The sequence below is a fragment of the Pseudomonas sp. V88_4 genome, assembly GCF_029967985.1.
In the GTDB taxonomy this organism is placed as follows: domain Bacteria; phylum Pseudomonadota; class Gammaproteobacteria; order Pseudomonadales; family Pseudomonadaceae; genus Aquipseudomonas; species Aquipseudomonas glycinae.
Window position 1 is genome coordinate 554,608 of the sequence record NZ_JASCAF010000002.1, and the last position, 26,580, is coordinate 581,187.

Annotated in this window: 23 protein-coding genes and 2 pseudogenes; 11 read left to right on the forward strand and 14 right to left on the reverse strand. The window is 59.1% G+C overall.

Annotated elements, in window-relative coordinates:
- Nucleotides 1–18: 18 nt before the first annotated feature.
- Nucleotides 19–996 (forward strand): D-glycerate dehydrogenase, encoded by a 978-nt coding sequence (locus tag QLG12_RS05060; RefSeq protein WP_282474051.1) that lies wholly within the window; start codon nt 19–21, stop codon nt 994–996.
- Nucleotides 997–1,123: 127 nt separating this feature from the next.
- On the opposite strand, the gene QLG12_RS05065 is transcribed toward QLG12_RS05060, so the two are convergent.
- The 4 genes from QLG12_RS05065 to QLG12_RS05080 form a co-directional block, all read right to left on the reverse strand.
- Nucleotides 1,124–2,311, reverse strand: a complete 1,188-nt coding sequence (locus QLG12_RS05065; RefSeq protein WP_282474052.1) for a pyridoxal phosphate-dependent aminotransferase — start codon at nt 2,309–2,311, stop codon at nt 1,124–1,126.
- Between the two features lie 41 nt (nt 2,312–2,352).
- Nucleotides 2,353–3,978, reverse strand: coding sequence for a methyl-accepting chemotaxis protein (locus QLG12_RS05070; RefSeq protein ID WP_282474053.1), 1,626 nt, complete (start codon nt 3,976–3,978; stop codon nt 2,353–2,355).
- Between the two features lie 222 nt (nt 3,979–4,200).
- Nucleotides 4,201–5,340 (reverse strand): glycerate kinase, encoded by a 1,140-nt coding sequence (locus QLG12_RS05075; protein ID WP_282474054.1) that lies wholly within the window; start codon nt 5,338–5,340, stop codon nt 4,201–4,203.
- Between the two features lie 91 nt (nt 5,341–5,431).
- Entirely contained in the window at nt 5,432–6,556 is a 1,125-nt protein-coding gene (locus QLG12_RS05080; protein WP_282474055.1) for a sugar diacid recognition domain-containing protein, read from the reverse strand.
- Nucleotides 6,557–6,727: 171 nt separating this feature from the next.
- Here QLG12_RS05080 and QLG12_RS05085 point away from each other — a divergent pair, with 171 nt between their 5' ends.
- Nucleotides 6,728–8,038, forward strand: coding sequence for an MFS transporter (locus tag QLG12_RS05085; protein ID WP_282474056.1), 1,311 nt, complete (start codon nt 6,728–6,730; stop codon nt 8,036–8,038).
- Nucleotides 8,039–8,092: 54 nt separating this feature from the next.
- Here QLG12_RS05085 and QLG12_RS05090 read toward each other — a convergent pair whose 3' ends face one another.
- The 3 genes from QLG12_RS05090 to QLG12_RS05100 form a co-directional block, all read right to left on the reverse strand.
- Nucleotides 8,093–8,464 (reverse strand): DUF6124 family protein, encoded by a 372-nt coding sequence (locus QLG12_RS05090; RefSeq protein ID WP_197867847.1) that lies wholly within the window; start codon nt 8,462–8,464, stop codon nt 8,093–8,095.
- 352 nt (nt 8,465–8,816) lie between these two features.
- A complete protein-coding gene (locus QLG12_RS05095; protein WP_197867848.1) occupies nt 8,817–9,182 on the reverse strand; it encodes a hypothetical protein in 366 nt (121 codons plus the stop codon).
- Nucleotides 9,179–9,883, reverse strand: a complete 705-nt coding sequence (locus QLG12_RS05100) for an SDR family oxidoreductase (protein WP_236192805.1) — start codon at nt 9,881–9,883, stop codon at nt 9,179–9,181. The genes QLG12_RS05095 and QLG12_RS05100 overlap by 4 nt, the downstream gene beginning before the upstream one ends.
- A gap of 99 nt (nt 9,884–9,982) precedes the next feature.
- Between QLG12_RS05100 and QLG12_RS05105 the strand changes: the two genes are divergently transcribed.
- From QLG12_RS05105 to rarD, 4 genes are all read left to right on the forward strand, one after another.
- Nucleotides 9,983–10,882, forward strand: a complete 900-nt coding sequence (locus QLG12_RS05105; protein WP_236192804.1) for a LysR family transcriptional regulator — start codon at nt 9,983–9,985, stop codon at nt 10,880–10,882.
- 69 nt (nt 10,883–10,951) lie between these two features.
- The gene (locus tag QLG12_RS05110) at nt 10,952–11,965 is read left to right on the forward strand and encodes an aldo/keto reductase (RefSeq protein ID WP_197867851.1); all 1,014 of its coding nucleotides are present in this window, start codon (nt 10,952–10,954) and stop codon (nt 11,963–11,965) included.
- A 108-nt stretch (nt 11,966–12,073) separates the two neighbouring features.
- A complete protein-coding gene (locus QLG12_RS05115; RefSeq protein ID WP_282474057.1) occupies nt 12,074–14,191 on the forward strand; it encodes an acyltransferase family protein in 2,118 nt (705 codons plus the stop codon).
- A gap of 167 nt (nt 14,192–14,358) precedes the next feature.
- Nucleotides 14,359–15,240 carry an EamA family transporter RarD gene (gene rarD / locus QLG12_RS05120; protein WP_282474058.1) on the forward strand — a complete coding sequence of 294 codons (882 nt, stop codon included), beginning with the start codon at nt 14,359–14,361 and terminating at the stop codon, nt 15,238–15,240.
- Between the two features lie 60 nt (nt 15,241–15,300).
- Here the strand turns inward: rarD and hppD are convergent, their stop codons facing one another.
- Nucleotides 15,301–16,377 (reverse strand): 4-hydroxyphenylpyruvate dioxygenase, encoded by a 1,077-nt coding sequence (gene hppD, locus QLG12_RS05125; RefSeq protein ID WP_011334325.1) that lies wholly within the window; start codon nt 16,375–16,377, stop codon nt 15,301–15,303.
- Nucleotides 16,378–16,623: 246 nt separating this feature from the next.
- Nucleotides 16,624–16,752: pseudogene (locus QLG12_RS05130) on the reverse strand (EamA/RhaT family transporter); the annotation flags it as partial.
- On the opposite strand from QLG12_RS05130, the pseudogene QLG12_RS05135 reads away from it, so the two are divergent.
- The 3 genes and pseudogenes from QLG12_RS05135 to QLG12_RS05145 all read left to right on the forward strand — a co-directional run.
- A pseudogene (locus QLG12_RS05135) lies at nt 16,750–16,935 on the forward strand (LysR family transcriptional regulator); the annotation flags it as partial. The pseudogenes QLG12_RS05130 and QLG12_RS05135 overlap by 3 nt on opposite strands.
- A 106-nt stretch (nt 16,936–17,041) precedes the next feature.
- Nucleotides 17,042–18,577, forward strand: coding sequence for an EAL domain-containing protein (locus QLG12_RS05140; protein WP_197867853.1), 1,536 nt, complete (start codon nt 17,042–17,044; stop codon nt 18,575–18,577).
- Between the two features lie 234 nt (nt 18,578–18,811).
- Nucleotides 18,812–19,177, forward strand: coding sequence for a histone-like nucleoid-structuring protein, MvaT/MvaU family (locus QLG12_RS05145; RefSeq protein ID WP_064381416.1), 366 nt, complete (start codon nt 18,812–18,814; stop codon nt 19,175–19,177).
- Nucleotides 19,178–19,384: 207 nt separating this feature from the next.
- Here the strand turns inward: QLG12_RS05145 and QLG12_RS05150 are convergent, their stop codons facing one another.
- Nucleotides 19,385–19,903 (reverse strand): DUF4946 domain-containing protein, encoded by a 519-nt coding sequence (locus QLG12_RS05150; RefSeq protein ID WP_197867854.1) that lies wholly within the window; start codon nt 19,901–19,903, stop codon nt 19,385–19,387.
- Nucleotides 19,904–20,045: 142 nt separating this feature from the next.
- Between QLG12_RS05150 and gloA the strand changes: the two genes are divergently transcribed.
- Nucleotides 20,046–20,567 carry a lactoylglutathione lyase gene (gene gloA / locus QLG12_RS05155; protein WP_197867855.1) on the forward strand — a complete coding sequence of 174 codons (522 nt, stop codon included), beginning with the start codon at nt 20,046–20,048 and terminating at the stop codon, nt 20,565–20,567.
- 81 nt (nt 20,568–20,648) lie between these two features.
- On the opposite strand, the gene ahpF is transcribed toward gloA, so the two are convergent.
- The 3 genes from ahpF to QLG12_RS05170 form a co-directional block, all read right to left on the reverse strand.
- Nucleotides 20,649–22,211 (reverse strand): alkyl hydroperoxide reductase subunit F, encoded by a 1,563-nt coding sequence (gene ahpF / locus QLG12_RS05160; protein ID WP_197867856.1) that lies wholly within the window; start codon nt 22,209–22,211, stop codon nt 20,649–20,651.
- A 130-nt stretch (nt 22,212–22,341) separates the two neighbouring features.
- Nucleotides 22,342–22,905 (reverse strand): alkyl hydroperoxide reductase subunit C, encoded by a 564-nt coding sequence (gene ahpC / locus QLG12_RS05165; protein WP_007958941.1) that lies wholly within the window; start codon nt 22,903–22,905, stop codon nt 22,342–22,344.
- Nucleotides 22,906–23,041: 136 nt separating this feature from the next.
- A complete protein-coding gene (locus QLG12_RS05170) occupies nt 23,042–23,980 on the reverse strand; it encodes a site-specific integrase (protein WP_197867857.1) in 939 nt (312 codons plus the stop codon).
- 177 nt (nt 23,981–24,157) lie between these two features.
- Here QLG12_RS05170 and QLG12_RS05175 point away from each other — a divergent pair, with 177 nt between their 5' ends.
- Nucleotides 24,158–25,162, forward strand: coding sequence for a DNA-binding protein (locus QLG12_RS05175; protein WP_282474059.1), 1,005 nt, complete (start codon nt 24,158–24,160; stop codon nt 25,160–25,162).
- Here QLG12_RS05175 and gorA read toward each other — a convergent pair.
- Nucleotides 25,159–26,517, reverse strand: coding sequence for a glutathione-disulfide reductase (gene gorA / locus QLG12_RS05180; RefSeq protein ID WP_282474060.1), 1,359 nt, complete (start codon nt 26,515–26,517; stop codon nt 25,159–25,161). The two genes, QLG12_RS05175 and gorA, sit on opposite strands and share 4 nt — an antisense overlap.
- Nucleotides 26,518–26,580 lie beyond the last annotated feature (63 nt).

Genomic DNA, 26,580 nt, shown 5'->3' on the forward strand with positions numbered 1-26,580 from the left:
GATGGAGAGATGACTGCGATGAAAAAGCAGGTTGTGCTGTACAAAAAACTGTCGCCGGCACTGATGGCGCGCCTTGAGGAACAGGTCGAGGTGACACTGATCGACAGCCTCGACGCCGACGGCCTGATGAAACTGCGCGACGCCCTGCCAGCCGCCCACGGATTGCTCGGCGCGAGCCTGAAACTGGACGCGACGCTGCTTGATCTGGCGCCGAAGCTTGAAGCGATATCCAGCGTCTCGGTGGGTGTCGACAACTACGACATCGATTACCTGACCGGGCGCAAGGTCATGCTGACCAACACCCCGGACGTGCTCACCGAAACCACCGCCGACACCGGTTTCGCACTGATCCTGGCCACCGCACGGCGCGTGGTCGAACTGGCCAACATGGTGCGTGGCGGTCATTGGCATCGCAGCATCGGCCCGGCACATTTCGGCACCGATGTGCACGGCAAGACGCTGGGCATCATCGGCATGGGGCGGATCGGTGAGGCGTTGGCACAGCGTGGACATTTCGGCTTCGGGATGCCGCTGATCTATCACAGCCAGTCGCGCAAACCGGCGGTTGAAGAACGTTTCGATGCACAGTACCGCAGCCTTGAATGCTTGTTGCAGCAGGCGGATTTCATCTGTTTGACCCTGCCGCTGACGGCGCAGACTGAAGGTTTGATCGGTGCTGAACAGTTTGCGTTGATGCGTCCGGAAAGCATCTTCATCAACATCTCACGGGGCAAAGTTGTGGATGAGGCGGCGATGATCGACACCTTGCGGCATAACCGGATTCGCGCGGCGGGGCTGGATGTGTTCGAACGTGAGCCGTTGAATCACGACTCGCCGTTGTTGCAGTTGAACAACGTGGTGGCGACGCCGCACATGGGTTCGGCGACCCATGAGACGCGCGAAGCGATGGCGCGGTGTGCGGTGGAGAATCTGTTGGCGGCGTTGGCTGGGAAGAAGCCCGCCAATCTGGTGAATCTATTGGCGTGGCAAGGCTGAAGGTTTCTTTTACTGAAAGGGCCCTATCGCAGGCAAGCCAGCTCCCACAGGTTTATCGGCAATCACAATTCTTGTGTACTACACCAACACTGTGGGAGCTGGCTTGCCAGCGATGGGGCCACATCATTCAGGCACTGCGCACCTGGAGAAGCTGCGCAGCACAAAGGGCAATCCTTGAACACGCATCCGCCAGCCGCACCCGGTCCACCACCAACCCGATGCGGATATGCCCCGCCGCACTCGGCCCGAACGCCTCGCCGGCCAGCACTGAAACGCCATAGCCTTCCAGCAAGCGTTCGGCAAAATCCTGCGCGCCGATTCCGGTCTGACGCACGTCCACCATCACGAACATCCCGCCATCGGGCTTGATCGGGTACACCCCCGGACAGCCGCGCAAGCGCTCGCACACCAGATCCCGACGCAAACGGTATTCCTCACGCATCTGCGTCACTTCCGGCAGATCCTTCTCCAGTGCGACCTGCGCGGCTTTCTGCACAAAGTCCGGCAGACCGAACAGCATGCTCAACGACAGGTTCACCAGATGTTCAGCCAGCGGTTTTGGCCCGATCATCCAGCCGATGCGCCAACCGGTCATGGCGTGGGATTTCGACAGACTGTTGATGGTCGCGGTGCGCTCGGCCATACCCGGCAGACTGGCCGGGCTGACGTGCTCACCTTCGTATAACAATTCGCTGTAGACCTCGTCGCTGATCAGCCACAAGTCATGACGGACGCACAACGCCGCCACCTCCTGCCAGATCAACAGCGACAGACTCGCACCGGAAGGATTGTTGGGGCTGTTGAGCAGCATGGCCCGAGTCTTCGGGGTGATGCGCGCCGCGACATCCACCGGGTCAACGCGAAAGCCGTTTTCCGGACGAACCGGCACTGGCACCACGGTCGCGCCGCAAGCGCCAAACACGCCTTCGTAGGTGACATACATGGGTTCGGCGACGATGACCTCATCGCCGGGATCGAGCAGACACTGCGCCACCGAATACACCGCGCATTGCGCGCCGGGCAGCACGATCACATGGTCGGCATCCACCTCCTGACCGCTGCGCCGCCGATGGCGCTCGGCAATCCGCTTGCGCAGCTCCAGCCGGCCGCGCACTTCGGAATAATGGGTATCACCCGCCAGCAGGCTGTCGATGGCGCCGTGGATGATCGGCAGCGGCGTATCGAAATCCGGATCACCCACCGACAGCAGCAACACATCGACCCCTTCGGCGCGCAGCTCCAGCGCTCGGTCGTGAATCCGCCAGGCTGCTGCACCCTCCCCGGCGATTCGTTGGGTCAAGGCTGAATAGCGCATGTACGTCTCCTGATTGCGCGGTCTCCAGCCTTCACCCTAGGTCAAATCACAAACCGCGCCACCATCGCGTTCAAATCCACCGCCAGGCGCGACAGTTCGTGGGTAGCGGCGCTGGTCTGGTTGGCCCCGGCGGCCGATTGGGTGGCCAGGTCGCGGATGTTCACCAGGTTGCGATCGACCTCGCGGGACACCTGCGCCTGCTCTTCCGAGGCGCTGGCGATCACCAGGTTGCGCTCGTTGATCTGGTGAATCGATTGAGTGATCTGCTCCAGCGCGACGCCGGCGGCGCGGGCCATTTCCAGAGTGGTCTGGGTGCGCTGGTTGCTTTGCTGCATCGATTCGACCGCTTCGCCGGTGCCATTCTGGATACCGGCAACCATTTTTTCGATTTCCTGAGTTGACTGCGCGGTGCGATGGGCCAGTGCGCGAACTTCGTCCGCTACCACGGCGAAACCGCGCCCCGCTTCACCGGCACGGGCTGCTTCGATGGCGGCGTTGAGTGCCAGCAGATTGGTCTGCTCGGCGATGGCGCGGATCACGTCCAGCACTTTGCCGATGTCGCGGCCCTGAGCCGCCAGGCCTTCGATCATCTGTGCGGTGCTCTGCACGTCGTGGGTCATGGTCTGGATCGCATCGACGGTTTTCACCACTTGGTCGCGACCTTCGCGGGCGGCGTGGGTCGACTGGTTCGAGGCTTCGGAGGTCGACACCGCGTTGCGTGCCACCTCTTCCACCGCGGCGGTCATTTCGTTGACGGCGGTGGCGGCCTGTTCGATTTCGTCGTTCTGCTGTTGCAGACCACGGGAGGCCTCTTCGGTCACGGCGCTGAGTTCTTCGGCGGCGGCGCCCAGTTGCGTGGCGGAGCCGGCGATCTGTTCGATGGTCTTGCGCAGGTTGCTCTGCATCGCGGCCAGCGCTTCAAGCAGGCGCGCCGGTTCGTCCTTGCCGTCGACTTCGATGACTTTGGTCAGGTTGCCGCCGGCAATGGTTTGCGCGGCCGCCACGGCACGGTTGAGCGGAGTGACGATGCTGCGGGTCAGCAGCCAGGCCAGCAGCACGGTCAGCAACGCGGCAATCACGGCCACGGCGACGATGCCGGTAATGGCACTGTTGTAATACTCACCCGCCTGAATGGAAGCGTCTTTCGCACCGGCGGCGTTGATCGCAATCAGCTTGTTGAGCTGTTCGCCCATCTGGTCGGTGCCGTCCTTGATCTTCGTGTTGATCAGGGCGCGCATCTCTTCGAGCTTGTCCTGACGCGACAAATCCATCATTTGGTTCTGGGCTTGCAGATAGTTGTCCAGCGTCGTCGCGAAGGCCTGATATTGCGCACGCTCTTCACTCTCAGCGGGCAACGCGGCGTAAGCGGCCTGGGCGCTGCGCACTTTGTCCACCAGCACGCCGATGCGAGTCTGTGCTTCCTGCAGGCCTGCAGCTTCACGGTTGACCAGAATCCGGAACGATAGAATCCGCAGACGCAATACGTTCTCCGTCATCACCCCAAGATAAGTAACGCTGGGCAACTGATTCGTCTGCATCTCGACGGACGCCTGACGGATGATCGACATACGGTTGACGGCAAACACGCCGAGCACAATCACCAGCAGGGCAATAAAGGCAAAACCGAGGAAGGCACGGGGCGCGATATTCAGATTACGCAAGGACATAGGAGGACTCTCGGATAGTTGAAACTACTAGCGTCCATGCCCTGTTCACTGGCCCTTGTGCGGGCTTCAGTCCGGCGTCACTGTTTCAGGAAGTCTTGTGCGCGCCTGATCTCTGTATCGGCCAGGCTTGAGGAATTTTGCAGGTAAAGAGCAAATATTTTTCTAATTATTGCGAGTGTTTCGCTATTGAAACACCCGACGTTTTAGATGATGGGTGACAGGTCAGGTCGGAGTCGCCATGCGCCAGACGCGGGCTATATCAGTGGCGCGTTCGCGCAACAGGCGTGGTGCTTCGGCGCAGGCTTGTTCGAGGGTCATCGGGCCGCTGGTGACGGCGAATGCTGCGTCGATACCGTGATCGTAAAGAGCTTGATAGCCCTCGCCCAAAGTCCCGGCAATGACGATCACCGGTATGCCGTATTGCTTGGCGATCCGCGCCACGCCGAACGGGGTTTTGCCGCGCAGGGTCTGGGCATCGAAGCGCCCTTCGCCGGTGATCACCAGATCCGCACCGTTTACTGCATCGGCCAGCCCGACCAGTTCCGCGACCACTTCAACCCCGGCCTGGAACTGCGCGCCGAGAAACGCCTTGGCCGCAAAGCCCAGTCCACCGGCAGCACCGCTGCCCGGCTCGTCCCGAACATCCTTGCCCAGCGCTTGCGCGCAGAGTTCGGCGAAGTGGCCGAGGGCCTGATCCAATTGTTGTATTTGCGCAGGGGATGCGCCCTTCTGCGGGCCGAAAATCGCCGAGGCGCCGTGAGGGCCACACAGCGGATTATTGACGTCGGCGGCGATGTCGAAACGCACTTGCGCCAGACGCGGGTCGAATTCGCTCAAGTCCAGTCGTGCGAGTTGCGCCAGCGCCAGACCGCCCGGCACCAGCGATTGCCCTTGAGCATCCAGCAATTTCACCCCCAACGCCTGCATCGCGCCGGCGCCACCGTCATTGGTGGCGCTGCCGCCGATGGCCAGAATGACCCGCTGTGCGCCGGCATCCAGCGCTGCACGGATCAGTTCACCGGTGCCGAACGTGCTGCTGATGCAGGCATCGCGCTGCCCCGGCGGCACCAGTTGCAAGCCGCTGGCCTCGGCCATTTCAATGATTGCGGTGTGGTTGTGCGGCAGCCAGCCCCACGCCGCATCGACCGCCGCGCCCAACGGGCCGCGCACGCGGGTCCGGCGCAGTTCGCCTTCGCACGCGGCGAGAATCGACTCCACCGTGCCTTCGCCACCGTCGGCCATCGGGCATTTGACCAGCGTCGCCTGCGGCCAGACCTGCGCCAGGCCCAGCGCAATGGCTTCTGCAACGCCTTGAGCACTCAGGCTGTCCTTGAACGAATCGGGGGCGATGACGATTTTCATGCGATTTCTCCAGTTCCAATGCCCCTCATGCTGCCAGTCGCCTTGCCCGTTGACGCCTGTCCGCTGCACAAGTGGCGCAGGCGTTTATTGTTCATTTCGACAAATCGTCGGTCTGCGGCAGCAATTGCACACCCAGATACAGCGCCAGCATGCCATCGAGTTTCAGAGGATCGACCCCGCTCAACTCGGCAATCCGCTCCATCCGGTAACGCAGGCTGTTGCGGTGAATCCCCAAGGCATCGGCGCAGGCCTGGCTCTGCCCGTCGTGATCGCACCAGCTGCGCAAGGTCGCGAGCAACTGGCCGTTGCTGTCCTTGGCGATCACTTTGCGTAGCGGTTTGAGCAGTTCATCCAGCGCATCGTCGTTGCGATGACGCCAGAGCATCACCGGCAAGCGATAGCGATTGAGGGTCAGCAGCCGTGAGCGCGGCAGTACTTCGCGGCCATAGGCGAGCAAATCGCCGACCCGCCGATAGCAACGTCGCAGCCCGGCCAGCCCATCGGCCTGCCCGCCGACGGCAATGCGCAGGATGTTCCAGCCCAGACCATCGAGTTTTTCCAGCAGTCGATCATGCTCGACGTTCTGACTCGCCGGCCGGCACCACAGCAGTGACGACTTCGCTGAACTGACGCACCAACTGTCGGGAAAACGCGACATCAGCCAGGCACTCAGCGCCTCGACGGTTTGGCCCGGCCCGTGTTCCAGCCCCAGCTCGAACAGATACGGTACCCGCGTCAGTTGCGGCTTGAGCCCAAGTTGCTGGGCTTCGTCGACCAGCCTTGGCGAATCCCCCGCCTCGCTCAACAGCAAGGCCAGCAAATCATCGCAACGCTGCCGCCGCCATTGCTGCTCGGATTGCTGATTGCGCTGGCCGACCAGCATTTCGGCGGTCATGCGCACCAGTTCGGCGTAGGTACGCAATTGCTCGGGCTCGCCAGTGATACCGAGCACGCCGATCAACCGTTGATCGAGCAGCAACGGCAGGTTGATCCCCGGCTGCACCCCTTTCAGATGCACGGCGGTCTGTGCGTCGATCTCCACCACCCGCCCGTTGGCCAGTACCAGTTGCGCGCCTTCGTGGCGGGTGTTGATCCGCTCCGGCTCGCCGCTGCCGAGGATCAAGCCCTGGCTGTCCATGACGTTGACGTTGTACGGCAAAATGGCCATGGCCCGGTCGACGATGTCCTGGGCGAGGTCGTGATCGAGTTCGAACATAAGGGCTGGAATCCTTGAAAACAGGCGCGGACGGTTGTTCACCCGCACAGGGTCTGGCAGCAAACCCTGTGCTCAGGCACAAAGACAATCCGGCCAAAGGTGGCCGAGACTCTCAGGGCGATCAACGTTACCCTTTGCATCGCAAAAAATCATAATAAAGAGAGAGCCGCCATGTCGCAGAGCGCCGCTGCCGCCCAGACCATCGCTGACGATAAAAATGCCGTCTACAAACGCATCACCCTGCGTTTAATCCCCTTCATCTTCATTTGCTACCTGTTCAACTACCTCGACCGGGTCAACGTTGGATTTGCCAAACTGCAGATGCTCGACGCGCTGAAATTCAGCGAAACCGTGTACGGCCTCGGTGCCGGTATCTTCTTCATCGGCTACGTGCTGTGCGGCGTACCGAGCAACCTGGCGCTGACCAAATTCGGCCCACGGCGCTGGATCGCGCTGATGATGATCACCTGGGGCACGCTGTCGACCTGCCTGCTGTTCGTCACCACGCCAACCCAGTTCTACACCCTGCGCCTGTTCACTGGCGCCGCCGAAGCCGGGTTCTTCCCGGGTGTTGTGCTGTATCTCTCGCAATGGTTCCCGACCTTCCGCCGTGGCCGGATCATGGCGTTGTTCATGTCGGCGATCCCGGTGTCCGGCCTGCTCGGCAGCCCGTTTTCCGGCTGGATCCTCAACCACTTCGCCGCCGGCCAGGGTGGTCTGGCCGGCTGGCAGTGGATGTTCCTGCTGCAAGGCATTCCGACTGTAATCCTCGGCGCACTCGCCTACTTCCTGTTGAGCGACAACTTCGCCAACGCCAAATGGCTGACCCCGCATGAGCGTTCGGTGCTGGAGGCCGATCAGGCCGAAGACCTGGCGAACAAACCTAAAACCACGTCCGATTCGCTGATCGCGGTGTTCAAGAACCCGGCGATCTGGGCCTTCGGCCTGATCTACTTCTGCATCCAGAGCGGCGTGTACGCGATCAACTTCTGGCTGCCGTCGATCATCAAGAACCTCGGCTTCAGCGACAACCTGGTGATTGGCTGGCTGAGCGCGATTCCGTATCTGCTGGCGGCGGTATTCATGCTGGTGGTCGGTCGTTCGGCGGACTTGCGTAAAGAGCGTCGCTGGCATTTGGTGGTGCCAATGTTGATGGGGGCGATTGGTCTGCTGATCGCGGTGAACTTCGCGGCGAATCCGGCGATTGCGATTCTCGGTCTGACCATTGCGACCATTGGCGCGTTGACCGGTCTGCCGATGTTCTGGCCGGTGCCGACTGCCATGTTGAGCGCGGGTGCTGCGGCGGGTGGGCTGGCGTTGATCAACTCCATGGGACAGATGGCAGGGTTCCTCAGCCCTTACCTCGTGGGTTGGGTGAAGGACAGCACCGGGTCGACCGACGCGGCGCTTTATCTGCTGGCGGGTGTGATTGTTGGCGGGAGTTTGCTGGCGTTGCGGATGACGCGGACGTTGCGGGCTTAAGTCTTAGTCGAAATACAGAAACGGCCCTTTTCGGGCCGTTTTTTTTGGATCTGGCTACAGCGGCGCTTCAGCCTTCAGTTCCAGATTATCCAGCGCCCGATTCACCGCCAGTTCCCCCAGCATGATCAGTTGCGCGATCCCCAGCAGCACATGCCGATGCGAGCCGTCCACCAGCCCGGCGAAGTCGGTGGCCATGGTTTTGGCCGAGGTCAGGGTTTCGCAGGCGTCGGCCAGCAGTTCTTCGCTGTCGATGCCGGGGGCGATGAGGTAGCGGGTGTTGGGTTTGAGCAGCGGTTTTCTGGGGAGCAGCGGATTGAGGTAGTGGTCGAGGGCGCGTTCGGCGGCTTCGTGGAATTTCTTGGAGTCGAGGGTTTCGTAGGGGGACGTTGAATCGGCTTCGGGTGGGTTGGGTGTTGGTTTGATCATGGTGGAACTCCTAAGGCACATATATGGAGCCACCACTCTCGCTACCAAACGATGGTGGTGGCCAGACGCAGGTTGGTAGACCGGGCCTTAGGAGAAACGGCGCACCCGAAGGTGCCCTGCGAATGACCACCATAAAACAGAGACAAAAGACTCTACAAAATGGAGCACTCTGCACTTAAAGACCCGGGCTACCAAACCCGATCGCTGTTCTTTTCAGCGACGGGACAACGATAAAACCCGGCCCTTGAGCGCACAAGCCGGCGGATTCTGGCGCAGTCGTAGGCAACGGCGCAAGGTTGTGTAGCCTGGGGTGCATGTCCGAACGTGTCCATTAAACGCCACGATTAAACACTCACAAAATCCCCGTTTTTGCATCCAGTTCCAGCACCAGGCCTCCCGGCATCTGCACAAAAATCTGCCAGATCCCGTCCTCCGGCACCTGCGCCACCTGATACGGCAACCCACTGCCCTGCACCCGCTTCAAAACCACCGCCGCGTCTTCATCGGTACGAAACGCAATATGACTCAACGCCGCCTCATCCAGCGGCGGCTGCTCAATCACATGCACCAACGCCTCCCCATCCTGATACAACCACCGCCCGGGAAACGGAAACGGCGGCCGCCGCCCCGGCGTCAATCCCAGCAATACATTGAAGGCGTCCTGAATCGGTTGCCCGTCCGGCGCATTGAACGCCAGGTGATCGAAGTGCCAGGTCATAACAATCCACCTCCGTCGACGTCGATGATGCTGCCACTGATGAAACCGTTTTCCATGACCAGCATAAACGCGGCGGCCAGGTCCTGCGGCGTGCCGATCCGGCCTACCGGCAGCGCCGCCGAGGTACGGGCGAACATTGCATTGCGCTGGCTTTCGTCCATGCCGGCGTAGGCTTCGGTGTCAGTCACGCCGGGGCTGATCACGTTGACCCGGCGCGGCGCCAGCTCCTTGGCCAGTTGTTTGGCCAGAGCTTCCAGCGCGGCATTCAACGTGGTCTTGATGAATTGCCCCGCTACGAATTTGCGCGACAGCAAGCCCGACGTCAGGGTGATGCTGCCCCGCTCGCTCAGGTACGGCAGCGCCGCTTGAATCGCGCGCAAAGTGCCCCAGAATTTCACGTCGAAGGCCTGCTGCGCTTGAATCAGATCGCTGTCGGCCAGAGGCTTGGCGCTGACGCTCGGCCCGGCGGTAATCACCAGATGATCGAGGGCGCCGATGCGCTCGAACAGTTGACGCAGCGAAGCGTCATCGGTGACATCGCCTGTTTCGTGACGGACACCATCATCCTTTTCGGACGTTTCAACACGGCGCCCGACCGAATAAACACGGGCGCCGAGTTCCGCGGCGTTCGACGCGACGGCGGCGCCAATGCCGCTGCTGCCGCCGATGACCACAACAGTCTGGTTGTCGAATGGTTTCATGAGAGTTCTCCGGTGGGCTTGAGGAGATTGCATCTTCCCCGGTTGCCAATCGCAGAAAAATCCCGGTAAATCGGAAGGATCTTTAAAGGATTTTTACCAATGAGCTCGATTCTTGATCTTGAGATCTTCGTCCGCACCGCCGACTCCGGCAGCATTTCCGCCGCCGCCCGGGCGCTGGAGTTGACACCGGCCGCCGCCAGCATCGCGTTGAAACGCCTTGAAACCCGCCTCGGCATTCGCCTGTTCGCCCGCTCGACGCGCAGCATGCGCCTGACCGAAGAAGGCCGGCGCTATCTGGAAAGCGTGCGCCTGGCACTGGCCACATTGGCCGAGGGCGAACAGGCGCTGAAGCAACAGACCGAAGGCCTGAGCGGCGTGTTGCAACTGGCGGCGCCGTCGGACTTCGGGCGCAACGTGTTGCTGCCGTGGCTGGACGATTTCAAGCGCGAGCACCCGCACATTCAACTGCAATTGCTGCTCAACGACCGGCATGCGGATCTGTTTCGCGAGACGGTGGATGTGGCACTGCGCTTTGGCGTGCCGAGTGATTCGACGCTGGTGGCGTTGCCGATTCTGCCTGAGCATCGCCGTGTGGCCTGCGCCAGTCCTGCGTATCTGGAACGCCACGGTACACCGCAAAATCCTGCCGAATTGAGCGAGCACAGCGCCCTGCTCTACCTGCGCAACGGTCGGCCCTATAACACCTGGCGCTTCCATCGCGAGGACGAGACGGTCGAGGTCGAAGTGCGTGGCGACTACCTCAGCGACGACGGCGAAGTCGCCCGCCGCTGGGCGCTGGCCGGGCACGGCATCGCCTACAAGGCCTGGCTCGACGTGGCCGAAGACGTGCGTGCCGGGCGGCTGCTGACGCTATTTGATGACTGGCATGGCGAGAGCGTGCCGTTCAATCTGTTGTGCCCGCACCGGGTGCAGGTGTCGGAGCGGGTCAAGGTGTTGCAGGCGTTTTTGCGCGAGCGCTGCGAGGCGTTGCGGCGATAAATTCACTTTGCCGCGCCGGGCGCTTCTGGTATTTGATGGAAGCTTTCCCACCGACAAAAGGATTTCGGCATGAGCTATCGCACACTGGGTCACTCGGGGTTGCAGGTGTCCACTCTCACCCTCGGCACGATGATGTTCGGCGAACAGACCAGCGCGGAAGACTCGCTGCGCATCATCGACAAGGCCTGGGATCAGGGCATCAATTTCATCGACACCGCCGACGTCTACACCAACGGCCGCTCGGAAGAGATCGTCGGCGAAGCCATCGCCCGTCATCGGCATGAATGGGTGCTGGCGACCAAAGTCGGTTTCGGCCCGGTGGATGGTGTGCCAAACCGCAGCGGTCTGAGCCGCAAGCACATCTTCAATGGTCTGGAAGCCAGCCTGACCCGGCTCGGCACCGACTACCTCGACATCTATTACCTGCACCGCGAAGACCACAACACCCCGCTGGAAGTGACGATCTCGGCGATTGGCGATCTGATTCGCCAGGGCAAGATCCGTTATTGGGGCCTGTCGAACTATCGCGGCTGGCGGATTGCCGAGGTGATCCGCGTGGCGGACAAACTCGGCGTCGATCGCCCGGTAATCAGCCAGCCGCTGTACAACATCGTCAACCGTCAGGCCGAGACCGAGCAGATCACCGCCGCCCAGACTTACGGCCTCGGCGTCGTGCCTTACAGCCCGCTGGCCCGTGGCGTGCTCAGCGGCAAGTACGCACCGGACGTGACCCCGGACGCCAACAGCCGTGCCGGGCGCCAGGACAAGCGGATTCTGGAAACCGAGTGGCGGGTGGAGTCGTTGCGCATTGCCCAGCAGATTCAGCAATACACCCAGGAGCGTGGGGTTGGGATTGTCGAGTTTGCGATTGCCTGGGTGCTGAACAACGGCGCGGTGACGTCGGCGATTGTCGGGCCGCGTACGGAAGAACAGTGGGATGCGTACACCAAGGCGCAGGCGGTGAAGATCACGGCGGAGGATGAGGTGTTTATCGACTCGCTGGTGACGCCGGGGCATGCGTCGACGCCGGGATTCAACGATGTCAGCCATTTTGTGTCGGGGCGCAAACCCCATCAGGCTTAGGATTTCCCCTAAACCTTGAACAGCCGATACAATCGGCTGTTTTTTATCGAATCAAGCGCGATCAAACGGAAGCTGATTGATCGTTCGGAATTTGCCAGGGATCAGCACATGTTCAATCGCTCCGCCGAGCTCTTCAGGAAGCCACTGCGCGGGCTGCTGTTCAAATTGACGGGCGATAAAGATCTGCGCCCCCTCACTTTTGCTATAGAGCCCGCAACTTTCGGCGATCGCCGCCCTTCCCTCGCGTACCGGGCCGACATTGACGGACTTCGCGCCATCGCTGTTCTGCTAGTGTTGATCTTCCACGGCGGACTGGCGCTTTTCCCGTCCGGCTTCATCGGCGTCGATATCTTCTTCGTGATTTCGGGTTATTTGACCACCGCTATCATCATGAAGTCGCTGCACAATGACACGTTCACTTTCTCGGGGTTCTACACGCGCCGGATCTGGCGACTGCAACCGGCCGTTATTGCATTATTGATCGTCACATTGTTGCTCACGACGCTGCTGTACTTGCCCGATGATTACGTCGATTTTTTAAAAAGCGAAAAGTACACCTCGTTAATCATCTCCAACCAGTACTTTTCCAAAGCGACAACGGGTTACGCCACACCGGATGCGGCAAGCCTGCCGCTGTTGCACACCTGGTCTCTGGCCATCGAATGGCAGTGGTATCTGATACTCCCCTTGGGCATCTGGCTGCTCAACCGCTATCTGCCGAAAGTTATTTTCAAAGCGGCGGTGCTCGGCCTGACCGTGGCAGCAATGGTGCTCGCGCTGTACCTGTCTTACGCCACGCCTGAGAAAAACTACTACTTCTTCGCTGCGCGGATTTTCGAATTGATGATCGGCTCTTGCGCGGTCATCTTCAGTACGGGCAAGTTCGGGCTCAATCGCTTGAGCGCCTCTGTGGTCTGTGCACTCTCTCTGGTCACGATCATCTATTGCGCCACCCGGGACGATATCTTGCCGGGATTCCCGCAATACCATGCCATTGCCGTGTGTCTCGCCACTGCAGCGTTGCTGTATCAGGGGATTGGTGATGTAAGCATTTTCGCCAAGCTGCTCGCGTTCAGACCCATGGTGTTTATCGGCACGCTCTCGTACTCCTTGTATCTATGGCACTGGCCGATCCTGGCGGTGATGAATTACATGGGAATCGCGCTAACCCCGTCGATGACAATCATTTACTTCGTTTGCACTTTCGTCTCGGCCTGGCTCTCTTATTTGCTGATTGAAAACAAGTTCCGCAAGGCACGATTTGGTTTTGCCAAAACGCTCGTGGTGCTGATGATTTTGCCCGCTATCAGCCTGTCGCTGCTGCACGCGGCCAGTGTCAGGCACGAGGGTTGGCCGGGCCGCTTCAATCAGGGCTACAGCAACATGCTCAACGATTTGAAAGCATCCGTGCCAGCTGCTCGGGAAGGATGTCTTGGTGTCAGCGATGGTGCCGATCCTGGTTGCATATCGGGCGTCGATCACGCGGCGCCACAAATATTTCTGATGGGCGATTCGTTTTCGAATCACTACTGGGGTTTCGTTGAAACGCTGGCCAGGGACGCCAATCTTGCTGTACTCGCACAGGCTTACCCGGCATGCCTGGCGTTGCCCGGGATCTACCAGTACGACGCGAAAAAATACAAGAACGCGTTGTTTCAAAAATGCCACGACGCCGCTCAACGCTATTACGAGATGATTGCAAACAAGCACTTCAAGTATGTGATTGTGGGCCAGTTCTGGGAGGCTTATCTGAACGGTGACATCGTCACTAAACGCGATGATCCTCAAAGCCTGGAACTGTCTCGACAACGCTTTGGCGTAGCAATCCGGCAAGCCCTGGATATTATCGTCGCATCAGGCGCTATCCCGGTGTTTCTGGAGAACACGCTGCCCATGCCACCCGGGATCAACGCGTGCCTGTTGCGCCATGTCAAGTTGCGTGGGTTGATGGACAGTGCCGAGCAAGGCAACCTCTGCGCTACTACGCCATGGTCCGGCAGCAAAGAACCAGCGCTGGAAACACTCTTTAATGACCTGAAGACTGAGTACCCCGGATTAATTGTCATTGACCCGAAAACCGTGCAATGCACGGATGATGCCTGCATGAACACGGTTAACGGTTTTCCGGTCTATCGTGACATAGGGCACATCACCGATTACGCCTCTTACAAGTTTGGCGAGATGTACCTCATGAACTTTGGCAATCCCTTGCAAGTTGCGCAGTGATGATTCGTGCCTCCGGACGGCTCCGCCGCAAGGCTGAACGCTTCGCGAGCAGGCGAAGGTCTACAGGCTGTTTGACGTGTGGCAAATATTGAGCATCTGCCCAATATTCAGCACAAAAACCACGTATCCTTCGCTCCCCGTTTGACCATCACCCCCGCGAGGACAGTTTGTCTAAAGGTATCGCTCTATCGGTAACAGCCTCGACGCTGTTTGCCGTCATGTATTACTACACCTCGTTGCTCACCCCGTTGAGCGGCGTGGAAATCTTCGGTTGGCGGATGCTGCTGACCGTGCCCTGCATGACCCTGTTCATGTTGTTGTCCGGCGAATGGCGGCGCGTGCTCGAACTGCTGCGCCGGGTTCCTGCGCTTCCCAAATTGATCGGTGGTCTGATTCTCTCGTCAGCACTGCTCGGCGTGCAGTTGTGGCTGTTCATGTGGGCGCCGCTCAATGGCTACAGCCTCGACGTGTCGCTGGGCTACTTCCTGTTGCCGCTTGCCATGGTGCTGACTGGGCGCATCGCTTATGGCGAAAGCCTGTCGTACTTGCAGAAAGTCGCGGTGTTTTTTGCCAGCCTCGGCGTGTTGAACGAGCTGTATCAGGTCGGCGGGTTTTCCTGGGCGACGCTGGTGGTGGTCGTCGGTTACCCGCTGTACTTCGTGCTGCGCAAATACCTCAAGACCGACAACCTCGGTGGTTTGTGGGTCGACATGACGCTGATGCTGCCGGTGGCGTACTGGTTTGTGCGCGGCGGCGAACAGGGTTTCGGCGTGTTCGATCAATACCCGGCGCTGACGTGGCTGATTCCGCTGCTCGGCCTGATCAGTGCCTCGGCGCTGGTGGTGTACATCATTGCCAGCCGCTTGCTGCCGTTCAGCCTGTTCGGTTTGTTGAGTTACGTTGAGCCGGTGTTGCTGCTCGGTGTGGCGCTGCTGCTTGGCGAAAGCATCAAGCCGGGTGAATGGCTGACCTACATCCCGATCTGGCTCGCCGTGGTGGTGCTGGTGTTCGAAGGCTTCAAGCATCTGATGCGCCAACGGCGCCCGTAAGACGCGCAATAAAAAGCCCGGCCTGCAACATTGCAGGCCGGGCTTTTTTACATCTGCAGATTACTCGGTAGCGAGCACGCCACGACGCACCTGGTCACGCTCGATCGATTCGAACAATGCCTTGAAGTTGCCTTCGCCGAAACCATCGTCGCCTTTGCGCTGGATGAATTCAAAGAACACCGGGCCCATCAGGGTTTCCGAGAAGATCTGCAGCAGCAGACGCTTGTCTTCCTTGTCCGATGCGCCATCGAGCAGGATGCCGCGCGATTGCAGTTGATCCACCGGCTCACCGTGGTTCGGCAGGCGGCCTTCGAGCATTTCGTAGTAGGTGTCCGGCGGCGCGGTCATGAAGCGCATGCCGATCTTCTTCAGCTGATCCCAGGTCTTGACCAGGTCGTCGGTGAGGAAGGCCACGTGCTGGATGCCTTCGCCGTTGAACTGCATCAGGAACTCTTCGATCTGCCCGGCGCCCTTCGACGATTCTTCGTTGAGCGGGATGCGGATCATGCCGTCCGGCGCGGTCATCGCTTTCGAGGTCAGGCCGGTGTATTCGCCCTTGATGTCGAAGTAGCGGATCTCACGGAAGTTGAACAGCTTCTCGTAGAAGTTCGCCCAGTAGGCCATGCGACCGCGATACACGTTGTGGGTCAGGTGATCGATGATCTTCAGGCCGGCACCGACCGGGTTGCGGTCAACGCCTTCGAGGAACACGAAGTCGATGTCATAGATCGAGCTGCCTTCACCGAAACGGTCGATCAGGTACAGCGGTGCGCCGCCAATGCCTTTGATCGCCGGCAGGTTCAATTCCATCGGACCGGTTTCGATGTGGATTGGCTGGGCACCGAGTTCCAATGCGCGTTTGTAAGCCTTCTGCGAATCCTTGACCCGGAACGCCATGCCGCAAACGGATGGACCGTGCTCGGCCGCGAAGTAGGAAGCAACACTGTGGGGTTCGTTGTTGAGGATCAGGTTGATCGCGCCCTGGCGGTACAGGTGCACGTTCTTGGAACGGTGGGTCGCGACCTTGGTGAAGCCCATGATCTCGAAGATCGGCTCCAGGGTGCCAGGGGTCGGCGATGCGAACTCGATGAACTCGAAGCCCATCAGGCCCATTGGGTTTTCGTATAAATCTGCCATGGTTGGCGCCTCATCATTCTTATCAATTAACCAGAGTTATTTGTCAGTAATGCTGAGACCGATGGGTGGCGCACAGGAGATGCCACGCACACTGCGGGCGAGGAAATCACCGTAGATCAGTTGAAACCCGAATATCTTCATTGTCGACCCAAGGCTCTTGCGGGCGAGGCTTCTGCTGCCAGAAGACGATTATTATTGTATGCGTAACCCGATTCTACACAGCGTAAATAGGGTTGTCTGCCCTCTCTATAAAATCCGCTTTGTTCGGCCCGCTGCAAGGGGTTTGTTGCACAGCCAGATGCCCGCCAGAATCAGCGCGCCGCCCAGAAACATGCTCAGCGTCAGCCGTTCGCCCAACAGGATCGCACCCGCCAGGGTGATGCGCTCACCGTAGTGGCCGGAGGTTCGTTGCCTTTCGATCCCGATCCGCGCTTTGTAAAGCGGCCATTGCCCCCCGCAATAACCCGGCAGGTCGGTCTGGCGGTGCTGGATCAGCGCCAGGCATCGCCCGCCACAGGGGCATTCATTCAACTGGCAACACGACTGGATTATCGTTGAGCGGCGCAGGCGTCACTGGCCATCTATCATGGGCTCACACCTTGGGCGCTGCGCGCACGCTTCGGCTGCAATCCAGAGCTCTATTCCATCGCGACAGGAAGCGCCCATGCCACTGACCGTCAGGCCCCGCCGCAAGCGCAGCACCCGGATAATAATGACTTTGCTGTGCGGCTTGCTGCCGATCGTACTCGGCAGTGTGATTCTTTATATGCAGGCCGGACGCGCCCTTCAGCAGAGTTCGCAACACACCGCCGATGAAGCCCTGCGTCAGTTCGAATTGATGCTGGACAACACCGCCCAAGCCGCCCGCGAACTGTTGCCTTTGGCCGGCCAGACCTGCGAGACCGTCAAGCTGGCTTTACGCGAACAAGTCACCCGGCGCCCGTTCGTGCGCTCGACCAATCTGGTGTGGGACGACAATCTCTATTGCAGTTCGCTGTTCGGTGACTTCAAGGAGGCCGTGAATCCGGGCGACTACGCCCAGGGCAAATTGTGGCTCATGAACGGCAACCCGGTCACGCCCGACACCGCGCTGCTGGTCTATCGCCTGAGCGAAGGCCGCGGCGGCGCGCTGACCACGCTGGACGGCTATCACCTGAGCAACATCCTGCGTCTGATTGGCCGGCACACACTGTTGCTCCTGCAAGTCGGCAACAACTGGCTCAGCGCCGACGGCAAAGTGCATCAAGGCGCCCTGCCCGCGCTGCCGGTTGCACAAAGTACCTTGCACTCATCGCACTATGCGTTCTCGGTAACAGCCGCTTTTGCGCCAGGAGAAACCTGGCGTTACATGAAAGAAGAGTATCCGCCATTGTTCAGCCTGCTGATGTTCTTTGGTGCGGTATCGGGGGTAATCGGCTACACCCTGCAGAAGCGCTCGACGTCGCCCAGTCACGAGATGCGTAGGGCATTGGAGGCAGGAGAATTCATTCCGTACTTTCAACCAGTGGTGCACGGTGACAGTAAACGGTGGTCGGGCGCGGAAGTGCTGATGCGCTGGAACCATCCCAAGGAAGGCTTGGTGCGTCCGGATCTGTTCATACCGTTTGCCGAACACTCCGGGCTGATCGTACCAATGACCCGGGCACTGATGCAGCAGACGGCTGTCGTGCTGGGGCCGCTGTCATCGACCTTTACCGCGCCGTTCCACATTGGCATCAACATCACCGCCAGCCATTGCAACGATCTGGAGCTGGTTGAGGATTGCCGTGAATTTTTGTCAGCTTTTCAGCCGGGCAGCATCAGCCTGGTTCTGGAACTGACCGAACGCGAGCTGATCGAGCCGTCCGACATTACCCATCAACTGTTCGCGCAACTGCGTGCAATGGGCGTGAAGATCGCGATCGACGACTTTGGCACCGGCCATTCAAGTCTTGGCTACTTGAGAACCTTCAATGTCGACTTCCTCAAGATCGATCAGACATTTGTCGCCATGATCGATAAAGATGCGCTGTCACGGCATATTCTGGACAGCATCATCGAGCTCTCGACCAAGCTGGATTTGGGCATTGTGGCTGAAGGTGTGGAGACGCAAGCCCAGTGTGATTATCTGGCCGCCCACCATGTCAACTTTCTGCAGGGCTACCTTTTCGGCAAACCGATGCCGGCTGCAGACTTCATCGAAGCATTAACTCATCATTAACTTCTCTGGATAAATCCTGATTCGCCGACAGCTCGCACCAAATTGATACAAAACAGCCTTGTTGTTACATGAAGAAAAAGTCAGGATTTACTCTTGCCGCATTAACTACTACAATTTTTCTTACCTGTTGCAAGATGGGCAGGTGAGCCATTATCACCGAGTCGCTTCAAGGCTCTTGGCTTATAGCTTTGTTTGCGGTTGGTATCAGCCAAACACACTATTGGAGTAAAGATATTGTCCAGACTCGCTGAATTTCGTGCAGCTGAAAAGGCCCTTCAAGAACAGCTCAAGCAGCTGGAATCGCTGAAGAACGATGCCGGGCTCAAGAAAGAAATCGAATTCGAAGAAAAGCTCCAGGGGCTGATGAAAACCTACGGCAAAGGCCTGAAAGACATCATCGCCATTCTCGATCCGAACCCGGCGAAATCCGGTCTGCAACTGACCGCCGCACCTAAAACCCGCCGCGCTCGCGTGGTCAAGGTCTATCAGAATCCACACACCGGCGAGCTGATCGAGACCAAAGGTGGCAATCACCGCGGCCTGAAGGCCTGGAAGGAACAATACGGTGCAGCCACCGTTGATTCCTGGTTGCGCGGTTAATCCCTTGCAAACATGAAAGCCCTGCATATGCAGGGCTTTTTTTCGGACAATATTTAACAAATGCAACGATTTTTGTGGCGGGCAAGTTGAGTTTCAAATCGCTCTCGCGCTGAAACTATGCTTCCGAATGTTGCCCCGTTAGCCGGAGATTAACTTTATGTTTAATCAGTTCCGGTATCTAACACCAGACTGACCCCGAACAGACGACTAGAATTTCAAGCTGTTTCGCGCAGCCACTATGTCGTCGCCGCTGGCCTTATAAACCTCCGCCTGCCCTGCATACGAAAGTACATAGGCCTTATCCGCCTCGACCGCTGCAACCAATGTTTGCGACAACACATGACGGCCGTTTTCAGTCACCGTACAAGTGGTCTCAAGCGCTGTCAGCGAGCCCAGCGTACTCGCGTGAACCTTGTTGCAGACACTCTGATAACCGCTCTGGAAAAAGTCTTTCTGCACCGACTTGCGCATCTCAAGCAACACGCCTTGCAAGTTGACCTGATGACCACTTTCCACACGGGTCATCGTCAACTCCATCACCATGACCTGATTGCCATTGGCGTCAGTCTTCACCGCGCGTTGACGGGAGACTTGCGGGGAGGTTTCGGGTAACGCCTCGACTTCCCAGCCGGCGGGCCAGGTGATGCTCGGCACCTCGGCAAAGGCCGGGAGCGCCAGCAGAGAAAAACCCAGGAAAACGAACAGCGATTTGAACGGTCGGATCATTACCAGAGGCACTCGCGGATTGAGTCGTAAAGTCTGAGGCCCGCCCGCTCGCAGGGCAAGCCCGCGCTTTCGGTTTGGCGATGCTGCCAGGCATGCGTATCATTGCGCCCATTCACTCGCCCCAATTTGTTACGGAGGGCCCATGAGCCTGCAAGAACTGAACACCTTCCCTGGCGTCACCGCCACCCCGGACAGCGCAACCCGCCACTTCGTTTTCAACCACACCATGCTGCGCGTCAAAGACATCACCAAGTCGCTGGATTTCTACACCCGCGTACTGGGTTTCTCGCTGGTAGAGAAGCGTGATTTCCCGGAAGCGGAATTCAGCCTGTACTTCCTCGCCCTGGTCGACAAATCGCAGATCCCGACCGACGCCGCCGCCCGCACCGAGTGGATGAAGTCGATTCCCGGCATTCTCGAACTGACCCACAACCACGGCACCGAGAACGACGCTGATTTCACCTACCACAACGGCAACACCGACCCGCGCGGTTTCGGCCACATCTGCATCTCGGTACCGGACATCGTCGCTGCCTGCGCGCGCTTTGAAGAACTTGGCTGCGATTTCCAGAAGCGTCTGACCGATGGCCGCATGAAGAGCCTGGCGTTCATCAAGGATCCGGATGGCTATTGGGTCGAGATCATCCAGCCAGCTCCGCTGTAAAGCTGAACCTGGGCAGAACGCACCCCGCAAAGAAAAAACCCCATCATCGCTGATGGGGTTTTTCTTTTTCAGGCTCGGGATTTACGCCGGAGCCGAAGTGCGAATCAGGTGATCGAAAGCGCTGAGGGAAGCCTTGGCGCCCTCGCCTACTGCAATCACGATCTGCTTGTACGGCACAGTGGTCACGTCACCGGCGGCGAAGATGCCGGGGATCGAGGTTTCACCGCGATTGTCGACAATGATCTCGCCGCGCGGCGACAGCTCGATGGTGCCTTTGAGCCAGTCGGTGTTGGGCAGCAGACCGATCTGCACGAAGATCCCTTCCAGCTCGACAGTGTGCAGCTCGTCAGTATTGCGATCCTTGTAGCGCAGACCGTTGACCTTCTGGCCATCGCCGGTGACTTCAGTGGTCAGCGCGCTGGTGATCACGGTGACGTTCGGCAGGCTGTGCAGCTTGCGTTGCAATACGGCGTCGGCGCGCAGCTGTACGTCAAATTCCAGCAAGGTGACGTGGGAGACAATACCGGCCAGGTCAATGGCCGCTTCGACGCCGGAGTTACCGCCGCCAATCACCGCCACACGCTTGCCTTTGAACAGCGGGCCGTCGCAGTGCGGGCAGTACGCCACGCCTTTGTTGCGGTATTCCTGTTCGCCCGGCACGTTCATTTCACGCCACCGCGCACCGGTCGCCAGAATCACGCTCTTGGCCTTTAGGGTCGCACCGCTCGCGAAGTGAACTTCATGCAGCTCGCCATTCTTGCCCGGGATCAGCTTGTCGGCGCGCTGCAGGTTCATGATGTCGACGTCGTACTGCTTGACGTGTTCTTCCAGCGCGGTCGCCAGTTTCGGGCCTTCGGTTTCCTGCACGGAAATGAAGTTTTCGATGGCCATGGTGTCCAGCACCTGACCGCCGAAGCGCTCGGCCGCCACACCGGTGCGAATGCCTTTACGTGCGGCATAGATCGCCGCCGAAGCACCGGCCGGGCCACCGCCAACCACCAGCACATCAAAGGCTTGCTTGGCGCTGATTTTCTCCGCCTGACGCTCGATGGCGCCAGTGTCGAGTTTGGCGAGAATTTCTTCCAGGCCCATACGGCCCTGGCCGAAGTTTTCGCCGTTCAGGTAAATGCTCGGCACAGCCATGATCTTGCGATCGTTGACTTCGTCCTGGAACAGCGCGCCGTCGATGGCGACGTGGCGGATATTCGGGTTCAGCACGGCCATCAGGTTCAATGCCTGAACAACGTCCGGGCAGTTCTGGCAGGACAGCGAAAAGTACGTCTCGAAGTTGAACTCGCCCTTGAGCGAGCGGATCTGTTCGATCACTTCGACACTGGCCTTCGAAGGGTGGCCGCCGACTTGCAGCAGGGCCAGCACCAGCGAAGTGAATTCATGGCCCATCGGGATGCCGGCGAAACGCAGGCTGATGTCGGCACCGGGGCGGTTGATCGAGAACGACGGTTTGCGTGCATCGTCGCCGCTGTCGATCAAGGTAATCTGATGCGAAAGACTGGCAACGTCTTTCAGCAGGTCGAGCATTTCACGGGATTTCGCACCGTCGTCGAGTGAAGCAACGATCTCGATCGGCTGGGTGACCCGTTCCAGGTACGATTTCAACTGGGCTTTAAGATTGGCGTCCAACATACGGGCGATCTCCTGACTTTATTTGAGGCGAAAAAAAGCCCGAGCGAATCTCGCCCGGGCTTTTCTATTGGGCGGTGCAGCTTACTTGAGTAGGTGCGGAGTCCCGCCCTGCATTGCGTGTGTCACAGACTTAGATCTTGCCGACCAGGTCCAGGGACGGAGCCAGAGTGGCCTCGCCTTCTTTCCATTTGGCCGGGCAAACTTCGCCTGGGTGAGCAGCGACGTATTGAGCAGCCTTGATTTTGCGCAGCAGCTCGGAAGCGTCACGGCCAACGCCGCCGTCGTTCAGCTCAACGATTTTGATCTGACCTTCAGGGTTGATCACGAAGGTGCCACGGTCTGCCAGACCTGCTTCTTCGATCAATACGTCGAAGTTGCGGGAGATGACCTGGGTCGGGTCGCCAATCATGGTGTACTGGATTTTGCCGATGGCTGGCGAAGTGTTGTGCCAGGCAGCGTGGGCAAAGTGGGTGTCGGTCGAAACGCTGTAGATCTCTACGCCCAGTTTCTGGAAGGCGGCGTAGTTGTCAGCCAGGTCTTCGAGTTCGGTTGGGCAAACGAAAGTGAAGTCGGCCGGGTAGAAGAACACTACGGACCATTTGCCTTTCAGGTCAGCGTCCGAGACTTGTACGAAGTCGCCGTTTTTGAACGCGGTAGCTTTGAACGGTTTTACTTGGCTGTTGATGATAGGCATTGATGACTCTCCGTCAGGGTTGTGAATTCGATGGGTGAATCCTACCCAGTCACTCGACGGATGGCTCATTGGCAAACCTGATGCTGCTGATTTGTTTTCGCTATTAGCTGAAGGTATTAATAGAAGAAAACGATATCTACGGCGACAGCGGCTTATCCGTAATCCGGGCCATCCCGTGAAAGGGGCTCGCTTCAACATAGCGCATGGCGGACTTCATATCCTTCCAGCCCACGTAACTCATCAATGATTTGAGATCCCAGCCGCTTTGATGGGCCCATGTTGCGAAGCCGCGACGCAGGGAGTGGCTGGTGTAGCGCTCGGCGGAGATCCCGGCTCGCTCCAGGGCCTGACGCAGCAACGGAATCACGCTGTTGGCGTGCAACCCCTCTTCGCTCAGGTTGCCCCAGCGGTCGACGGCGCGAAACACCGGTCCTCGCACCAGTGCTGCCTCGGTGATCCACTCGATATAAGCCTGCACCGGGCACAACTTCAGCAGCGCCGGGGCCTGATAAGTCTGCCCGAGGTTTTCTCGATCGCCTTTGCTGCGCGGCAGGTACAAGGTGATGCCGCTGCCGGCGTGCGCCTGCACATGCTCGATCTGCACCCGACACAGTTCATCACTGCGAAAGCCGCGCCAGAAGCCCAGCAGGATCAACGCGCGGTCGCGGCAGGCTCGGAGCAGCAGTGGCCGGTCCTGTTTTTCTCGGGCGTCTTTCATTTCTTGCTCAAGCCAGGCGACGGTCTGCTCAAGATCGCGCAGTTGGAGTGGCTCGGCCTGTTTTTCCTGCGCGGGGTGCAGGGCGCGAATGCCCTTGAACACTTTACGCACCACCGGCGACTTGGTGGGATCGGCGAAGCCCTGACTGTTGTGCCACTGCGCCAGTGCCGATAGACGCAACTTCAGCGTGTTGACCGACAGCACGCCCGCATGCGCCACCAGATACCGCGCGATGCTGTCCGCTGTGGCCGGCAGGAACCCTCCCCACCCGGACTCGAAGTGCTCGATCGCCGCGCGATAACTACGGCGGGTGTTGTCGCGGGTGGCGGCTTGCAGATAGCGATCAATATCGCTCATGGGCTGATTTTCTCGTGGCGTACTGAGGGTTCGTGCAGAAACGGATTTTATGGGTTTCACATGGGGTAATACCAGTATATCCCGTCCGTTTATCGGCGCTTATTTCACTTTATTTTCAACATGGTACACTGCGTACTTTAGTGGCATGTACCACAGTACGAAATGGTAGGAGCAGATATGGCCCGTGGCGGCGTTAACAAAGCAGTAGTCCAGATCGCGCGCGCAGCGATCCTCGCCCGTGGCGAACACCCCAGTATCGATGCAGTACGCATCGAGCTGGGCAATACGGGCTCAAAAACCACGATTCATCGCTATCTAAAAGAGCTGGATGACGGCAGCGAGCCAGCGGATCCGTCGGCAGAACCCATCGATGACGAACTGCTGGCGCTCGTCACGCGCCTTGCCCAACGCCTGAAAGAACAGGCGCAAGAGCCGATTGATCAGGCCCGCGAGCAATACGAGCAACAGCGTCAGGCTCTGGAGGACGAACTGAATCAGCTTCGTCAGGATCATGTGCAACTGGAGAAGAAACACGACATTCAGACTGCCGCGCTGTCCAAGGAATCCGAAGCACTGAGTGATACACGCTCAATGCTGCAGACCGAGCAGACGCGCAACGCCGGGCTGAATCAGGCACTGGCGGATTTTGAATTGCGCCTGCAGGACAAGGACGAGCAGATCCGCTCGCTGGAAGAGAAGCACCTGCACGCCCGCGATGCGCTTGAGCACTATCGCAATGCCATCAAGGAGCAGCGCGAGCAGGAGCAAAGCCGTCATGAAAGCCAGGTGCAACAATTGCAGATGGAGTTGCGTCAGGCGCAGCAAAGCGCCTTGGTACGCCAGGACGAAATCACCCAGCTGCACCGCGACAACGAACGCCTGCTGACCGAGAATCGCGGCACCGTACGCGAACTGAGTCTGATGCAGGATCAGCTCAAGCACAGCAATCAGCGTCAGGATCAACTGTTGGAGCAAGCATCTCGAGTCGACAGCGAGCGCACCCTCCTCCAGGAGCGCCTGCGCGTGGCGTTACTGGAAAGTCAGACGCTCAAGCAGAACGTCGACGAACAGTCGCAGCTTAATCAGTCACTGGAAAAGGAATTGGCCACGGTTCAAGCCAGCCTGCGCCTGGCCACCACCATTGCAGCAGCGCCAGACGCAGCAGAACCGAAAAAGACCTAAGCGCCGACCGGCGTACGCATGGTGACAAACTCTTCGGCCGCCGTCGGGTGCACCCCGATGGTGTCGTCGAAGTCACGCTTGGTCGCACCAGCCTTCAAGGCGATTGCCAGCCCCTGCACAATCTCGCCAGCATCCGGACCGACCATGTGACAACCCAGCACCTTGTCGGTTTTGCCATCGACTACCAGCTTCATCAGCGTGCGCTCCTGGCAGTCAGTCAGGGTCAGCTTCATTGGCCGGAAGCGGCTTTCGTAGATCACGACGTCGTGACCCGCTTCGCGCGCCTCTTCTTCGGTCAGGCCGACGGTGCCGATGTTCGGCAGACTGAACACCGCCGTCGGGATCATCTTGTAATCCACCGGACGGTATTGCTCAGGCTTGAACAGACGTCGCGCCACCGCCATGCCTTCGGCCAGTGCCACTGGCGTCAGCTGCACACGACCGATGACATCGCCCAGCGCCAGGATTGATGGCTCGGTGGTCTGGTATTGCTCATCGACCTTTATGAAGCCCTTGTCGTCGAGCTGCACATCAGTGTTCTCCAGCCCCAGATTGTCCAGCATCGGACGTCGACCAGTGGCGTAGAACACACAATCCGCTTCCAGTACGCGACCATCCTTGAGGGTCGCCTTCAGGCTGCCATCCGATTGCTTGTCGACGCGGGCAATATCGGCATTGAATTGCAGACCCATACCGCGCTTGGTCAGTTCTTCCTTCAAATGGTTACGCACCGAACCGTCGAAGCCGCGCAGGAACAGATCCCCGCGATACAACAACGTCGTGTTCGCGCCCAGGCCATGGAAAATCCCGGCAAATTCGACGGCAATGTAACCGCCACCGACGACCAGCACGCGCTTGGGCAGCTCTTTCAGGAAGAACGCCTGGTTCGAGCTGATTGCATGCTCATGCCCCTGAATCTCGGGAATCTGCGGCCAGCCACCGGTGGCGATCAGAATATTCTTCGCGGTGTATCGCTCACCGTTGACCTCGACCTCGTGCGGACCGACGATTTTCGCGTGAGCCTCATGCAAGGTCACACCGCTGTTGACCAGCAGATTGCGATAAATACCGTTCAGACGATTGATCTCGCGATCCTTGTTGGCAATCAGCGTGGCCCAATCGAAATCCGCTTCACCCAGATTCCACCCGAAACCCGAAGACTGCTCGAAGTCTTCGGCAAAATGGGCGCCGTACACCAACAGTTTTTTCGGTACGCAACCGACGTTGACGCAGGTTCCGCCAAGATAACGGCTCTCGGCCACCGCCACTTTCGCACCGAACCCGGCAGCAAAACGCGCAGCCCGCACACCACCGGAACCGGCACCAATCACATAAAGGTCAAAATCGTAGGCCATTTCTATCTCCTCGGCAGGCGATCAGCATACCCGCCGTCGTCCGTTGGGCAAGCACTCCTGCCG